Below are 16,305 nucleotides of genomic sequence, written 5' to 3'. Positions count from 1 at the left end.
GGGTGTATGAATATTCGACTTTTGGTTTATGGCGTGAAAAAACTCGGGAGGATCGGGCTTTGGACTCAGTAAATATAAACCACCGGCAGGAAAACATATCTCTTCCCCTGGAGATAGAAAGCGGTTCGACAATGCTTACCCGGCCGCCAGGTCCAAAACACTCACTTGTCATTCTCGACAAGAGGGAACTTGACCGGCACTGCCTTGCACAATGCATGGCCGCCCACACGAAAGATTTTCTTGTTCTTGCATTTGGATCCATTGAGGAGTGGAAGCAAAAGCGCGAAGAATATCCTCCACTTTCGGCAATCATCTTGAACGTCGGCGGCAGGATGGTCGACGATCCTGTCGTTTCGGAGCAGATCAAGAACCTTTCGTCAGAATTTGCGTCGACACCGGTCATCATATTGGCTGATAGCGACGATTTCGCCCAAATCGTGCGGGCGATCGACTTTGGAGCTAAGGGCTACATACCTGCCACCGTCAGCATCAGCGTCTGCATGGAGCTGATCGCGCTGTCTGTAGCAGGAGGACTTTTTGTTCCCGCAAGCGCCCTGTTCGCCATGCGTCACTTGCTGCAGTCGAGCAGCTCGACAGTGCACCCGATGGCCGGGATATTCACAGATCGTCAGGCCGAAGTCGTAGCGGCACTGCGGCGCGGAAAGGCAAACAAGATCATTGCCTATGAGCTCAATCTGCGGGAAAGCACCGTCAAGGTGCATGTTCGCAACATCATGAAAAAGGTCAAGGCAACGAATAGGACCGAGGTCGTGTTCAAGCTCAACGATCTCTATCCCGATAGTCTCGCCGGCTCGGGAATGAACAGGGAACTGTGCTGATAGCGCAGCCAATCAAGTCTCTTTCACCTTACAAGCGCATCTTGCCTTAAACTGTCCTCGGCGGCCCAAAGCGAATTTGCCGCCGAAGCAGCGATCCGATTCAAGTCGCCCGGAAGGAATGCCGACAGGTGTGAAAACAACGAGCTAAAGCGCGTTGCACGAATCCAGTTCGATGCGGCGCGCTTTAGCGCCGCGCTGCGTCAGGCCGTGCAGCATCGGCCGGAGTTTGCGGAAGTCGTGACGCGCGGCTTCGCTGGTAAGGCCGCCTCGCGTACATAAGTCAATTGCCAGCGGTCACGAAGAAGGCCTGGAAAGCGCCATTCGGATCTTGCGTAACCGAGTTCTTTGTGAACGGGGAACCAGGCCCCTTGCGAGATACCTGACATATCGGAACTCCGGCAAAGGTGGCACGTTCGGCCTTAGGCTGTTCAGACGCAGTTTGATCATCAGGCCATCTATGCCCAGGAAGAATCGTAGGGGCCAGCCAAGATCGCGTTTGAAGCGTCGAGATCCCAAACGCTCGCCAGTTTCGTTTACGACAACGGGGACATGACGAAGAGCGTTCGCAAGATCCGGCTTCTGACAACGCTCGAGAATATCGGCAACCCATGAAAACCATTCGTGATCGCTGCGCCTGGGAAGCTGGTGGATGCTTTTTCGATCATTCCGGGGCCCTCCCGAAGCAGCCCGATTGCCCGGCTGCTCGAGGATGAGGCGCACGCGCCTGAGTTCATCGTGGGACAGGCACGGATAGAAGTCCTGCAACCTCCGCGCACGTTCGAAATGCCCCTTGCAGACCAAAGCAAGGAGGAAATAAGCCCATTCGACCGGATCCGGGTCAGACGCCCCGTAGTCGATCATCGTAATCGTGATCAGGTTCACCATAAGGTCATAGGCGTGATCAGCATCGCCCTCGCACAATGCGCAGATGGCAAGACGGAGTTTAGCCTCCGGCAGGTAGGACACATAGCCCAGACAGCTGAGGTAGCAGCATTTGGCCTCCTCCACCCTGCCCTGCTCAAGAAGCAAATCGCCCTGCTTCAGCAAGGCGCGATCGCCCGCCTCACCAACAACATGGATGCTCTCTTGCTGTGAGGTGCGTTCGACCTTTGCAAGGTCGGCGAAAGGCCCGAGCTGGATGATCTTTTCGCCAGATCGCAGGCCTCTGTTCAACATGAACCATTGATATATTTGGGGTCTGTGGTTCAGCGTATGACGCGCGTGGACCAAACTATGACCCGCCGCCGAAATGCGCTGTATCTCGGCGGGATGGGCAAAGAGGTATTCCAATCGCTCAACCACGTCGTGGTGGTCGGTAAAAACACAATTCTCCATATCGACAAAGCCTGCAGCCTGCAGCCCGGCCGTCCGTTCCGTCACGAGACAGGAATTCGCCGCAGGTATCTCAAAATGCTTTCGCACGACTTCGCCGGCCATGGTTCCACATGTCGGCACGAAGAGGCTGGCGTTGAGTGCGCGCGCATAGGCTTCTCCAGACAGCAGCTGGGAGGCAAGCTTGCTCTCATAGCTATGTTGCGGCGAAACGAGGCAGGGATAGTGGTCGCGGATGATCGGAAAGACCTTCTGCCGCCAAGGGTAAAGGCCGTTGACCTGGCCCGTGAGCGTCACAGGTATGATCTTGTGATGGTGATAGTCTTGAAAGACTTCGGGATCGATGAAATTCGGCCAGACGAACAGGTTGTCCTTCACCGCCGGCATATATTCCGGAGCCAGAGTCGCAATAGAGAAATATGTCTCGATGCCCCACTGCTCCATATCGGAAAGGAAGCCACTGCGCCGGTCGCACCATGGATCGGCGTTATGAAGTCCCAGCTTCGGAACGCCGGCGCAAGCACCGGTATTGGTGATTTTTATCCGCCGTGAGCCATGTGACCGGTAGCCGCTCTCAAACAGCGTCAGGTCCGGTTCGTATCTTTCGCATATCTCGGCGCAGTCGCAGTCACGGTTTACAACGACGACCTCAAAGTGCGTGCTGAGGCATTTGACCTGCTGCTGCATATGCAGCAGCAGGTAACCGGCTGCGTTCGCATTGGGCTGATGATCCCATTGAAAGAAAACGAGCTTCGGTTTGCGATGAGTGTCGATACTGTTCATGTCCCTATCGCGTGGCTTCCGAAACAGGAAGACCGACCACCGGAACAGGCAGATGCGTATAAGCCGGTTGCGCGGGCCTGACGGTAGGCATGTTCCTCGATCCGCCGGAGAGCTTCCACTCGAAATAAGCGATCGTTTTCTCAAGCCCTTCACGCAGGTTCACCGTCGGCTGCCAGCCCAGTTCCTGCTTTGCGCGGCTGATATCCGGTTTGCGCTGCGTCGGATCGTCGATCGGAAGAGGCTTGAAGACAATGCTTGACCTCGACCCCGTCATCTCGACGACCATTTCGGCCAGTTCCCGAACCGTGAACTCCCCGGGGTTGCCGAGGTTGATCGGACCGGTCACGCCATCAGGCGCGCCCATCAGGCGGATGAAGCCTTCAATCAGATCATCCACATAGCAGAAGGAGCGTGTTTGCGTACCGGCTCCGAAGATGGTGATCGGCTCGTTTTGAAGCGCCTGAACGATAAAATTGGAGACGACGCGGCCGTCATTGGTCTGCATGCGCGGCCCATAGGTATTAAAGATCCGCGCCACGCGAATTTCCACGCCATATTGGCGATGATAGTCGAAGAACAGGGTCTCGGCGCATCGCTTGCCTTCGTCATAGCATGCCCGCGGACCGATGGGATTAACGCTGCCTCGATACTCCTCCGGTTGAGGGTGGACTGCCGGATCGCCATAAACTTCGCTGGTGGATGCCTGGAAGATCTTCGCCTTGGTGCGTTTGGCCAAGCCGAGCATATTGATGGCACCATGCACATTGGTCTTCACCGTCTGCACGGGATCGTGCTGATAGTGGACCGGAGATGCCGGGCAGGCGAGATTGAAGATCTCGTCGACCTCCACATAAAGCGGGAAGGTAATGTCATGGCGAAGGATCTCGAAGCGAGGATCGTCGAGAAGATGCAGCACATTGTCGCGCGAACCGGTGTAGTAATTGTCCACGCAGAGGACGTCATTGCCCTCTCGCAAAAGCCTTTCGCACAGGAATGACCCCAGAAATCCGGTGCCGCCGGTGACCATAATACGCTTGTGTCCGTGCATTGGTGTGCTCCGTTGTTGATGATTGCCTTCAGGACGAGAAACAGGTCAGCAAGCTCCCTTGCCCTTTAAGACCGCGGGAATTGTGCTGAGAAGGATGTGCCAGTCGAACCACAAGGACCGGTTGTCGATGTAGAAGCCGTCGAGTTGCTGCTGCAGCTCGATATCCGCATCGCTTCGTTCGGATATTTGCCAAAGGCCCGTGAGACCCGGCGTGACGGAACGGCGCTTGTCTCGAAATTCGCTATCCATCGCCGAGAGGTGATATTCCGGAAATGGACGCGGTCCGACGATGGCCATCTGGCCCGCGATGATGTTCGCCAGTTGCGGGAGCTCGTCGATGCTCGAAGAGCGCAGCATATGTCCTATAACCGGAAGGATGCGCGGATCGTCCTTGAGCTTGAAGTGGCTCAGCCACTCGGCGCGCATGGCAGGGTTGTCTCGGAACAGTGCTTCAAGGCGCTGTTCTGCATCCTGGTACATCGTCCTTAATTTCAGGACATGCACCGGCTTGCCGAACCGTCCTTCCCGGGTATGCCGGAAGAAGACGGGGCCTGGATCGATGGCATAGATTGCGGCCGCTGCAATCCCGATGAATGGCGTGACCACGATCGCTGCAGGGATGGCGATTGCGAGATCGAAGATCCGGCGAACCAGATCCGAGTTGACCGAACTCCCGCCGGTGGTCAGGCGAATACCGATCTCTCCGCCGACATCTGCAGGTCGCAATCCGCTGACCTTGAGGCTCGGCGTGTCGCACAGCAAGATGACTTCGGTGAACTTCCGACGCATCGCCGCCAAGTCGGGCACAAGCGAACCTGCGTCGCCCGCAATGACGGCAATGGATGGTCCGCCATCGGGCAATGCCTCCAAAGTATCGGGGGAAAAGGGCTCCGGCCTGATGCCAGACTGCCAGTGGTCCGTGAAATGCGCCACGAGCGCCGGAGTAAGGTTGCGCCCTCCGATCACAACCGCGCGCTCCCCCCACATTCCAAGTCTAAAGCACAGGCCACGTGCGAGCCAATGTACGAGTGGCTGAATAATCAGCCCGAGACCGAGAAATACAATCATGGCAAGTGGCAGTCGTTCCGCCTCCGGCAGGATAATGGCTCCGAATGCCGTCAGGACAGCCACTTTGACGGCAGCTATCGTGCGCCGCCGCAGATGTTCGTGGCCATGCAGCCGATATCCAGGATAGAGGCCGGCCGATGCGTAAAGAACGATCGCCGACAGTGCCGCGATCGTGAACGCCCGCTCCGCTATCGTGCCCTCCAAACTACCGGGGAGAAAGGACAGCAGAACAAAATAGGCAATCAAATAGCTTGCAATGTCGCCGGCGACCAGAAAGGACGACGTTGCAAGCCGAGGAAAGCGGCGCCGTAGTGCAGCTGAAGTATTCAACCCTGCTTGTATAAAGGGATCAACGGTCCTGGATGCTATAGGCGGCACGGAACTTGCCGCAATCGCCCGCGACGTCATGTCATTTGATGTGGATGGCTTCGACCGGCCTGTAGTCATCGCTGACGGCGCAAACATGACGCTTTTACTCCTCTACTAAATTTGTCCCGACGCACCCGATCCAGAAACGGCGTCTTCGATCGGAAACTTCCGAAGACCCAGTCTCTGGAATGCTGTCAGTGAGATGAAGGCCGGCACGACGAGCGCATAGCGCCGCCACAGCCGTCGCGGTTCGCACAGAAGCCGAAACGCCCATTCGAAGCCGCTTCTTTGAATGAACCTTGGAGCTTGCCGCTTCAGGCCGGCGTGGAAGTCGAATGCAGCTCCGACGCCGATGAGCATCGATGCGTCCAGACGATCGCGCATGCGCGCCATCCAGAGCTCCTGCTTGGGACTGCTCAGCCCGACCCAGATGATATCGGCGCCGGACCGATTGAGGCGGTCTGCAATATCGGCTTCCTCTTGCGGTGACAGTTTATGAAAAGGCGGTGCATAGGAGCCGGCTATCTCAGCTCCTGGGAATCTCGCGAGAAGGCGCGCCTGCAACTGCTGCAGCGTCTCGGCTGTTGCGCCATAAAGGAAGTGGCGAATACCCTTCGATGTGCAGGCCTCGAAAACAGACAGCATCAGGTCAGGTCCATAGACCCTGTCGCTCTCCAAATGGCCGGCGCGCTTCAATGCCCATACCAACGGCATGCCGTCGGGGGTCACGAGAAACGCCCGGTTATGGATCGACCGAAGCTCCGGATCATCCTGACACCGGACGACGCCGTGTGCGTCGCGAACGCACACATATTCCTTCCTGCCGTCTTCGATCGCTTTTTGAATAAATCCAGTCGCGCTTTTGAGATTTACTGCCGAAATGCGAACACCAAGGACATTAGTCCATCCCATGGAGCCCTTCGAATTAAGAACTGAAGTTTGGCCGCTGTCTTCTGTTTGTTTTCTCATGACATGCGCTTTCGCGTTCTAAACTGTCATTAGAATATGCTTTCAAAGCGTTTGCCTCCATACTTGCAGTTCCAACTATTGGACGTAGATGAGACTTCATATTTCTACGCCTTACGCCGGGATAAGTTACAATATTAGAAGTAAGGTAATGTACCCCTACTACTTTTGCGGTTGCTCTTTTTGATGAGTACCGTTCCGAAAGAGCGGTTTCATCTTCGCAAAGCCGCGGGAGATAGCCGCTATCGCGCGGACAAAGCTGGGAGAGAGGGATGGAGAACAAGCCGTGAGAGCTGCTCAGCCGGAAAATGGTCGCAACCAAGCGGGTTTCCCGGTCGGGAATTTGATGTAGATACTCTGTATCGGCGTGTGCCTGCGAATACCGCGCGGCGCCCTTTTGTCAGTCGGCCGGCGCGACTACGCTTCCGGTGTCCGCCCCAGCCTTCTGAAGATCCAGCAGACTGCCAAATTCTCCTGAACGCATGATCCCCGGAGATATTCGGAAGCTCTTGTCGTTCAAATTGCCGATGTAGCGGTTATGCGCGAACTGTACGTATCCAGGCCCGTGGTCAGGAGCGTAGACATAAGCTGCAAGCCCACTGCTACTGTCGATCGACACGGTATTACCCTCGATACGATTAGGGCTTGCCCATGGCGGACGCCAGCCCCTGCCGGTGCTGTCATCAACGCGAAAAGCCGCGCCCGATCCGTCTGTGATGACGTTTCCCACCACCAGGTTGCTCCAACCGCCGTTGATGCCGATCGCCGTGATGTTGCCGGAGAGTGTATTTCCCTCGATCCGCAGACCACTCGCCTTCCCATCCGTATAGATCGCCCAACTGATGGGAGACGGCCATTCGCCGGTATTCTCATATCCGGGAGGCCAGAACGTCCCATCGGCCCTGTTCATAAGTTGATCCGTTCCGGTCACGAGATTGGAGCGGATAATGCTCTTCAGAGAGTCGCCCTGCTCGCCCATCATCTTGATGGCGCCGCCATCTGCCGTCTGCTGATTGGCGTTATGGATCACGTTGTGCTCGATGACAGCGTTATAGACGGCGTCATTGGAACCCCACAGCGAACCGCCTGATATCCCGAACTGCGCCGTGTTTTCGATCAGGTTGTCGGCGATCCTGACATTGTCAGCCGCCTGGAACCATATTCCGGCAGTTTCAATGTAAACCTTTCCGATGTCATGGATATGGTTTGAAAGGATCCTGGCGCCGTTCGACTTACCGAACGTGCCATAATTTGTGCCGACGTAAATCCCGTTGCCGGCCACATCCGCAATCACATTACCGGCAATCAACGCATCCTTGCTTTCCGACACATGGACGCCGACGCCGACATTTTCGATAGTGTTGCCGAGAATGTTGACGCCGTCAGCGCGTTCGATCCGTATGGCGCCAAATCCTCTGGTCTCCGTATTGAACTTGCCGCTGCCTTCAGGAGCTCCATCTCTGAGCTCGAGCCCTGAGATAACCATCCCATTGGCCCCGTCCAACTTGAAGAATGTCGGCAGAACCCCGGCAACAACGACGGAGTTGGAGAACGCCTGATCGACGGGGACATAATAAATCTGGCCCGCGCCTAGGTCGTACCACCACTCTGCGGGAGCATCGAGCAAGGCCTTGGCTCCTGTCAGGAAATAACGGCTGCCTTCAGCGGTAAAGAAATAGCCTGTGCCTTTCGTATGGACAGTCCGGCCCGGGCCATCGATGGATACGACCGGGAGCGTATCATTGCCCCACTGGCTTCCAGGTTGATACCCTCCAACGATGTCCACGACCAGTCCGCTTGCATCCCCCACTGCCGGAAGATCGCCGGCATGAAAACAAAAGCGCGTGTTTGCTTCCCGCATGTCGATGGCCGGCTCGCACTTCGCGGCAAACAACCATCCCTTGCGTGGATCGCCATCAGCGGGAGCGTTGGGGAATCGAGCTCGAGTTTGGCGTGTCCCATTGATGAAGAGGTCACCGACCCCTTCATCCGGTGGCAATTTCAGCGGCGCCGTCCAGCGGCCATCGGCCTGCTGTGCCCAGTCGCGCACGCGCAGCCCCCCATGCAAAATCGGTGCTTCATTGCATCTTGCGGTGAGGATCAAACCCGCATCGCGGGCGTCAAAGGCGATCGGTTGAGTAAGGTAGTAATCGCCTTTACCCAGCGCGATCGTGTTGGTGCCGCCCTTCTCACGGGCAGCATCGCGAGCCCTTTCAATGCTGGCGAAAGGGCCATCGTCTCCTTGCTGATCCGCAATCGGAAGGCGGCCACTCCAGCTGTCTTTGCCATCGGGCGAAACGTAAAATATCGTCCGCGCCGCGGTGCTGCCGCTCAATACGCCGCTTAAAGAAGTCCCATTCAACCTGGCTGATGAAGTCGCGGGAGCTTCCGCGCAAGTCGCCTCCCTGACAAGCATCTGAAGGTGCTCGGGCGCATCTATCTCTGTTCCGACGGAAGCCGGATTGCCGGACTGCGGAAAAAGCATGGCAGGCAAAACGCTCAGGACCAATCCAAAACGCCGCCTCATGATATCTGCAACCCGCTCGCAAGGCCACGCGAGGGCGCCTGCCAAGATGGCGAATGGCTGGTCGAAACCACGGGCGCGTACAGCGAAAACATGATGATGGCTGCGGTAAAGAGGATGAAGATGGCGTCATTCTGAGCGAAAAAAATACTCTCGGTCAGATTCATCACCAGAATCATGATCGTCAAAACATTGAGCCAGAGCCACCCGTACTGCGGATCATGACATTGAAGGCTCGCGCCCTGGCGGATTGCATGGAGAAGCAGCACAACAAACGGAATCATCCCCATGATTCCAAAGCTCAACAAGATATCGCGATATCCATTATGCGCGTGGGGCGCCGCCCATCCGAGCATTAACCAGATGTGCGTCGCTACGGGGTTCTCGACTGTCCAAAAAACCTGGTAACCATAACCAAGCATCCAGCGATCGGATATTTCGCGGTCAACCAACTCCCACAATGGCACCCGACCCGTCAGAGTCGCGTCCTTGCCGAGCGCTTCAAGAGCCGGAACCAGGAACTCGTGAAGCGAAATCAGAATGCCGACAGCCAGCTGAACGAAAAATAGGACGATGACGACGCGGCCGATGCTGCTGCTTCTTTGCAGGAGGGAATAAAAGCCGATCAGGCAATAGGCCACTATCGTTGCAATGATCGCGGTCATCGATCCGGAGCTTGCAAGGCAGATCACGCCCGCGGCCAATAAGGTGAACGCGGTTCGTCGCAGGCCGAGCGTCCCGTCGATCAGCACGGCCGACGCCACCAAGATCATCAGAGACGAGTACCAGCCCAGGACGTTCTTATGAATGAAGACGCCCCGCATAGTACCATCCGGCATATTGGCAAGGCTTGGTGACACCACTGACATAGCCACACTGAGGACGATACAGCTTCCCAAGGTCACAAATAACAGGAGCAGCAACTGCCTTGGCGTGAAACGTATCGCCAGGACATAGGAAAGAAGCACGCAAAACAAAAGGCCGATTGCCCGCCTCAAGCTCGTTGGAGGTCCTATTGACCATAGGGTAGACAAAAACGGCAAGAAAAGGATCGAGGGAACAATCAGATTTCGCCTGAGCGCCGTTAGAAATTGCGGAAAATTGCGTATCAGGATCACGATTGTAAATGCATACACAGGAAGGCAAGGAATACGCAGTATAGATCTGGCAGAATCGCTGAGTGCTCCGTCCGCATCTGCAAGGATAAGCGGCAGAACGGCGCCTGCCTGAAAAAAAAGGGATATACCGGCGCCCCAGCATTCTATGGCCCGCCAACTGATGCTTGGTCCGCCGGCAGTTTTGAGGCTATCTACTCTCATTATCTGTCTCGACTGACTTGAACAGACAAGCGACTATTGATCGCGGCGGATCAAAAAACAGGTGCTCGGCCTTCGTGGCTGCACTGCTCTCAAGCAATCATCCAGGCACATCCACAGTCAACCTGTCCTAGTGAAGGGCGGGCTACGCCTAATGCACCTTCGCTCCACCCAAAGACGATGTTGTGCGTAAGCTTTCAGCCGGTGTTTACCCAAAAGACGGGTCTTCATGACCGGAGATTGCCCTTAAGAGCAGATGTTGCGCATGTCCGTTCACCGCTACCGTGGCGATGAATGTCCTGCGACGCGTGGTGGGTAAGCCGCGATTTCATTGGAATGAGGCAACAATTCTGACAGAGGTTCACTCTGCAGTCGAAGCCTGGAAGGTTTAGGATTGCTATGTTTCTGCGTCATGATCCTAGTTCTCTGTGCACCACGACGGGCCCTCTACTCGTCGTAACGATCTCATCGGCTCTGCGGGAGATGCTGTTCGGCCGGCAAGGTATTTTGGACATCACCATCACCGAGGCTCAAAACCTCGGTGGCGGTGTAAAGGTCGGCCTCATGAGCAACTTTGCACAGCTGTACAGCCGTGCATCGCGGCAACCCGCCTGAGGGCGCGTCATGGAGCGGCCGGCCCTCAGTGTCCTCATCAACAATTACAACTACGCTCGCTTCGTTGGGCGGGCGATAGACAGCGTGTTGAGCCAAGACGCTGGCAACGTCGAGATAATCGTCGTCGATGACGGCTCTACCGACCAGTCGCGGTCTGTTCTGGAAGCCTATGGCAGCCGCATAAAGGTGATCTTTCAGGAGAACGCAGGACAGGCCGCCGCGATCAATACCGCGGTGGCATCAAGCATGGGCGAGATCCTCTGTTTTCTCGATGCCGACGACTGGTGGGCGCCGGGCAAGCTGTCGGCGACCGCTGCAGCGTTCCGCGCAAACCCTCAGGCATCGCTCGTCTATCACCGACTGCAGCCAACGCTTATCGATGGCACGCCGACTTCCAAGCCGATCCCTCGGACCCTGTGTTCGGGCGCTTTGTCGCCGCTCCTCACCAGATCGGCCGGCTGGTGGCCCTTTCCGATGACGTCAGCCGTCGCGGTACGACGTAGCGCGTGGGATGCCGCGGGCAGCATTCCCGAGCAATTCCGCATATCAGCCGACTCCTGGCTCGTGGGGATCTATCCGTTTCTGGGGGACGTCATTGCCATGCCGGATCCGCTGGGATTCTACCGCATCCACAATAACAACTGGTATCGCTCGACGGAGGATGCCACCACGTTAAGGAGGCGGATGACGCACTGGCAGCGGACCGTTGAAGCAACGAACCTGTTTCTCTCAGCCCATCAACTGCCGGCAAGACTACATCTGACGGATCACTATCCCTATCGCATCGCGTCGGCAAAGTTGCAGGGAGCCGATGCACGCACCCGGTTCAAGCTTGCTGTCGAAGGGCTCTTCTTTGCCGGCGAACCAAACCTGCTCAGGCGGACGCGCGATAGTTTGCGCGCGGCGCGCGGCCTGTCACGGCTCGGTCTGGACGTCGGCTTGTCGGAGGCGGCGACATGAAGGCGCTGCTCTTGGTTTCCGAACTGGAAGACTACACCATCTCGTTTGCCAGCGGCGTTGCCCAACACCTGGACGTTGTGCTTGCCGTGCCGCGCCGGCGCTACGCACATCTCGCCTCCTCCATCGATCCGGCTGTCGATCTACACCTTCTGGACTGGCCGAGACACCGTTCTCTCTCCAATCCCTGGTTTCTGTACCATCTCACGCGTCTGATCCGGCAGGAACAGCCGAACCTCATTCATCTCCTCAGCAATTCTACACTTTGGCTGAACCTCGCCGTGCCGTTCTGGCGCCCGATCCCGCTTGTGACGACCGTTCATGACGTGGCAATCCACCCCGGCGATTCCGATACGCGTACGCTGCCCGGCTGGGCCCCCGAATTGATGGTGAAGCAATCCGGACATATCGTCGTCCACGGCGAGGGCCTGAAGCGGCTGGTGCTCGACCGATATTCGAAATCGCCGGGCTGTGTCCATGTCCTGTCGCATCCCTCCATCCTTCGTTATGCGGAGCTCGCCCGGCAACTGAAAATGGCGCCGCGTGAAGCGGATGGAACTGTCCGCGTCCTGCTCTTTGGACGGATTTTTGCCTACAAGGGCCTGGAACATCTGGTCCGAGCCGAGGCGATGCTCAAGGACGCGCTTCCCAACCTGCGCATCACGGTCGCAGGCCGTGGCGACAATCCGCTGATATTCAAGCCGCTTATGGGAGATGCCAACCGCTACGATATTCGCAATCGCTTTATCGAGGATGCAGAGGTCGCCCAGCTCTTCCTGGACACCGACATCGTCGTGCTTCCCTACACGGAAGCATCTCAAAGCGGTGTGCTCAACCTTGCCGCGGCATTTGGCAAACCGGTCATCGTTACTGACGTCGGCGAGTTGCGAGACACGGTTCAGCCCAATGGGCTGGGATTAGTGGTCCCTCCCGGAGATGCCAAAGAGCTCGCGGCAGCGATCAGGACATTGGCAGACAACGGCGCGCTTAGAAGCATTTTCGGCGACAACGCGCTCGAATGGGCCAAAGGACCGAATTCGCCAGAACGGGTCGGCGCCCAGGCTGCGGCTGTTTATCGGGAGGTGGTCGGATCATGCTGATGGAGGCCCTTACGGACAGAAATCGAATGGCTGTAGGGTGCGCGGCTAGCGTGCGCCACTATGTTCCGGGCGGTTGCGAGAACGGCGGCGGCATTGGCAGGCTGGTCGGCTATATAACAGAGACGGCGAAAGAGACCGGCACGAAACATTTCGTCACCGATACCAGAGGGGCTCGATGGTCGAAGGTGACGTCACCCGCACGCCTGCTCGGCGCCATCCTGACGATGGCAAAGGACCGGATCGTTGCGCCAGCCCGCATTCACCATATCCATATCGCCGGCCGCGGCAGCACCTCCCGAAAATTGATCCTGACGGAGGCCGCCCGCTTGTTCGGATGCTGCCACATGTTGCACCTGCACGACTACGATTACGCCGGCGACTTTGCGCAACGCTCGCCGCGTCAACAGCGGCTCATCCGCCGGATGTTTCAGAACGCCGATTGCGTTGTGGCGCTGGGCGAGCGCGATCGCTTGACGCTGACGACACTTCTTGGCGTTGATGAGCGCCGCACGGTCGTGGCCCATAATTGCGTCCCCGACCCCGGGGCGCACACTATACGCGTCGGCCAGACGCCCTTGATCGTATTCCTCGGCCGGTTGAGCGAACGCAAAGGTGTCACGGAGCTTCTGTTGGCGCTCAGCCATCCGGTCATGAGAGCACTCCAGTGGCGGGCTGTGCTGGCAGGCGACGGACCTGTCGAGGATTATCGCCGTCAGGCTGGCGCCTTGGCGCTTTCAGATCTGGTAGAAATGCCCGGCTGGCTTGACGCCGGTGAGGCGCGGGCCTTGTGCGCGCGCGCAGATATCCTGGTCTTGCCCTCGCACGCCGAGGGTCTGGCAATGGCCGTGCTCGAAGGGCTGTCCCACGGGCTCGCGGTCGTTACCACGCGTGTCGGGGCGCATGACGAAGTCATTACCGACGGCGAAACCGGGATCTTCGTCCCCGTCGGGGACCCGAATGCCCTGGCTGCAGCTCTGGCGAAGCTGGTGTCCGATCCTGAAATCTGCATCCGGCTCGCGGCCCAGGGGCGCGCGCATTACCTCAACCACTTCAGCATGAGGGCCTATATGCGGTCGATCGAGAAACTTTACGAAACCGTTTCCGCAAAACCTCAAGCAATGGTTGGCGCACGATGACGATTTCCACTCTTCCGCCGGACCGCAACCTTCCGATCTCGCCGATGCGCTATGATCCTCGCTTTCAGGTCGAGACCAAGGCGGACCAATTCGATCTGGCAGCCGCCGTCGGTCTCGTCCGGCGAAGAATGATCATGATCATCACGATAGCGGTTTTGCTGATGGTGCCCGCAGCGATGATGATCTCTGGGTTGAAGCCCGCCTATCAGGGATCGGCCCGATTGATTATCCGCCAGCCTCTCGCAACATTACTTGGTGTGGACGATACCAGCCGCAATGATCTCATTGACGTGAAATCGGAGACCGAGCGGCTTCTATCCAGAGGTATCACAGAGCGAGTCGTCCGCGAGCTGCGGCTTAACGAGCTGCAGGAATTCAATCCAGCGCTGCGGAAGATCTCGTTCATTGACAGGATCCGAGCGACGTTGCGCGGCCTGTTCGACGCGAAAAAACCCACCTTGCCGGCAGGAGACGGCATCGAAGCCACCATCCCGGAATATTATCAGGCGCTCGGCGTGTGGCACGAAGATAAGAGTGAAGTTATCCAGATCAGCTTCACTGCGAGTGATGCTGAACTCGCAGCCGCGGTTCCGAACCGGGTCGTCAGCATTTACCTCGATGAGCGGAAAGACAGTGTCCGTGGCCGCCTGGTTTCAGCGGGAGACTGGCTCCGACAGCGCGTCGCCGAACAGCAGGCTCGCGCAGATACCGCTCGCGACGCTGCCCGCAACTATCAAGAATCGATGGACATCGTCTCGAAAGAGGATGCTCAGGATGAACGTATCAAATCACTCCTGGAACTGACTGGCCGCGAAGGGAAAATCGAGGAAAGCCGGGTTGAGGTAAAGGCGACGATATCCACGCTGGAAGGAGCGGATAACGCTTCTGCCGCGGCGCAGAATATCGCCGTTCCCGACAACATTGCTACAAAGCAACGCGACCTTCACGCGCAGGAGCAAGATCTCGCCCGTCTTCTTGAAACATATGACGGCAATGCCGAGGCCGTGGTGGATTTACGTGGGAAGATCGAACAATCCCGTGCCGATCTCGACCGTGCGACCAAGCAATATCTGCAAACGATGCGCGCCAAGCTCGCCGCACTTGACCATGAAGCTAGCGCATTGGAATCCCTCTTGGCTGATGCTCAGGAAAAGCGCACGCGCGATGCCCTGGCGCAGACGGAATTGACGCGACTGCAGCGTATTGCCGAGAAGGAGCAAGCGGCACTCGACAAGCTTGAGGACCAGCGCCGCGACCTTGCCGCCAAGGCCAGGTTGCCGGGGGCGGAATTGGAGGTTTTCTCGCCGGCTTCAGTGCCGCTCACGCCACAGGGGCGTGGACGGCTTTTCTATCTGATAGGCGCCCTCCTGGCTGCAATCTCGGCAGCCGTAACGGCTGCTTTCGTGATCGAAATGTGGGACCGGACGGTTCGGAGTTTCGACCAAATAGCTGGAATGGCGCGCACGATACCGGCTGGCCTTATCCCGCGTCTGGCGCGGCGGGAAAATTCAAAAACGATGTTCGAGCATATGCCAGTCCCGATGTTTGACGAAGCAATCCGGACCGTGGTGCTTTCACTCAAGCAGTCCAACGGCGGCAAGTTGCCGAGCAGTATCGTCGTTACCTCGGCCCACAGCGGGGACGGCAAGTCGCTTGTCGCGAGATCGCTGGCTATCGAACTTGCCGCCGCCGCAATTCCAGTGCTGCTGGTCGATGGCGACCTTCGGCGGGGAAAACTCGATTCCTTTTTCAGGTCGGGGTTAACGCACGGACTGAACGAATTCCTGAACGGTCAGGCCGATCTCCGCGACATCGTCTACCACCATCCAAGCGGTATCGATTTCATTCCATCCGGAAGATTCAGTCTCCAGCGGCGCGTTCGTTCGAACGGCCTGGCAGACATCATCGAGTTGGGGAGCGCGGCCGGCCGGATTGTCATCTTCGACAGCGCGCCGGTGCTCGCCTCGGCAGACACCGTGCATCTGGCTGCCCTGGCGGAAAGAACGCTGGCAGTTGTCAGATGGGGAAAAACGAGCCGCCGCGCATTCGAGTTCAGCCTGCAGCAAATGAAAGGCTCGCGAAATTCGGAAATAGTTGTGGCGATCAACAACGTGGATCCCAAGATACACGCCTTGTATAACTTCAGTGATTCGGAGTTATTTTCTAGATCTCTTATGAAGTACTATAGCTTAAAATCCTAAATACATCATACAGAATCATCCGCTTCTGCATTCGTACTCGAGTTGGAGAGC

General features: G+C 57.3%; 11 protein-coding genes. 5 read left to right on the top strand and 6 right to left on the bottom strand.

What is annotated here, in order from left to right:
* Positions 1-59: 59 nt before the first annotated feature.
* The gene (locus EFD55_RS08250) at positions 60-839 is read left to right on the top strand and encodes a response regulator transcription factor (RefSeq protein WP_125844193.1); all 780 of its coding nucleotides are present in this window, start codon (positions 60-62) and stop codon (positions 837-839) included.
* A gap of 294 nt (positions 840-1,133) precedes the next feature.
* On the opposite strand, the gene EFD55_RS08245 is transcribed toward EFD55_RS08250, so the two are convergent.
* The 6 genes from EFD55_RS08245 to EFD55_RS08220 form a co-directional block, all read right to left on the bottom strand.
* The gene (locus EFD55_RS08245; protein ID WP_125844191.1) at positions 1,134-2,954 is read right to left on the bottom strand and encodes a glycosyltransferase family protein; all 1,821 of its coding nucleotides are present in this window, start codon (positions 2,952-2,954) and stop codon (positions 1,134-1,136) included.
* A 4-nt stretch (positions 2,955-2,958) separates the two neighbouring features.
* The gene (locus EFD55_RS08240) at positions 2,959-4,002 is read right to left on the bottom strand and encodes a UDP-glucuronic acid decarboxylase family protein (RefSeq protein WP_125844189.1); all 1,044 of its coding nucleotides are present in this window, start codon (positions 4,000-4,002) and stop codon (positions 2,959-2,961) included.
* Between the two features lie 45 nt (positions 4,003-4,047).
* Complete coding sequence (locus tag EFD55_RS08235) at positions 4,048-5,535, bottom strand: sugar transferase (protein WP_125844187.1); 1,488 nt, start codon at positions 5,533-5,535, stop codon at positions 4,048-4,050.
* 18 nt (positions 5,536-5,553) lie between these two features.
* On the bottom strand, positions 5,554-6,408 hold the full coding sequence (locus tag EFD55_RS08230) for a WecB/TagA/CpsF family glycosyltransferase (protein WP_125844185.1): 855 nt from the start codon (positions 6,406-6,408) through the stop codon (positions 5,554-5,556).
* A gap of 397 nt (positions 6,409-6,805) precedes the next feature.
* On the bottom strand, positions 6,806-8,932 hold the full coding sequence (locus EFD55_RS08225) for a right-handed parallel beta-helix repeat-containing protein (protein WP_125844183.1): 2,127 nt from the start codon (positions 8,930-8,932) through the stop codon (positions 6,806-6,808).
* On the bottom strand, positions 8,929-10,248 hold the full coding sequence (locus EFD55_RS08220) for an O-antigen ligase family protein (protein WP_125844181.1): 1,320 nt from the start codon (positions 10,246-10,248) through the stop codon (positions 8,929-8,931). Before EFD55_RS08220 ends, EFD55_RS08225 begins: the two co-directional genes overlap by 4 nt.
* 621 nt (positions 10,249-10,869) lie before the next feature.
* Here EFD55_RS08220 and EFD55_RS08210 point away from each other — a divergent pair.
* Genes EFD55_RS08210 through EFD55_RS08195 form a run of 4 tightly spaced genes read left to right on the top strand, consistent with a single transcriptional unit; the run spans position 10,870 to position 16,254 of the window.
* The gene (locus EFD55_RS08210) at positions 10,870-11,820 is read left to right on the top strand and encodes a glycosyltransferase family 2 protein (protein WP_125844177.1); all 951 of its coding nucleotides are present in this window, start codon (positions 10,870-10,872) and stop codon (positions 11,818-11,820) included.
* Positions 11,817-12,917 carry a glycosyltransferase family 4 protein gene (locus EFD55_RS08205; protein WP_125844175.1) on the top strand — a complete coding sequence of 367 codons (1,101 nt, stop codon included), beginning with the start codon at positions 11,817-11,819 and terminating at the stop codon, positions 12,915-12,917. Before EFD55_RS08210 ends, EFD55_RS08205 begins: the two co-directional genes overlap by 4 nt.
* Complete coding sequence (locus tag EFD55_RS08200) at positions 12,911-14,053, top strand: glycosyltransferase (protein WP_125844173.1); 1,143 nt, start codon at positions 12,911-12,913, stop codon at positions 14,051-14,053. The genes EFD55_RS08205 and EFD55_RS08200 overlap by 7 nt, the downstream gene beginning before the upstream one ends.
* Positions 14,050-16,254 (top strand): GumC family protein, encoded by a 2,205-nt coding sequence (locus tag EFD55_RS08195; protein ID WP_125844171.1) that lies wholly within the window; start codon positions 14,050-14,052, stop codon positions 16,252-16,254. Before EFD55_RS08200 ends, EFD55_RS08195 begins: the two co-directional genes overlap by 4 nt.
* Positions 16,255-16,305: the final 51 nt, after the last annotated feature.

The organism is Rhizobium pisi, from assembly GCF_003938655.1.
GTDB classification, from domain to species: domain Bacteria; phylum Pseudomonadota; class Alphaproteobacteria; order Rhizobiales; family Rhizobiaceae; genus Rhizobium; species Rhizobium pisi.
Note: the sequence above shows the minus strand (reverse complement) of the source record. Positions and strands in the feature narration are given on the sequence as shown.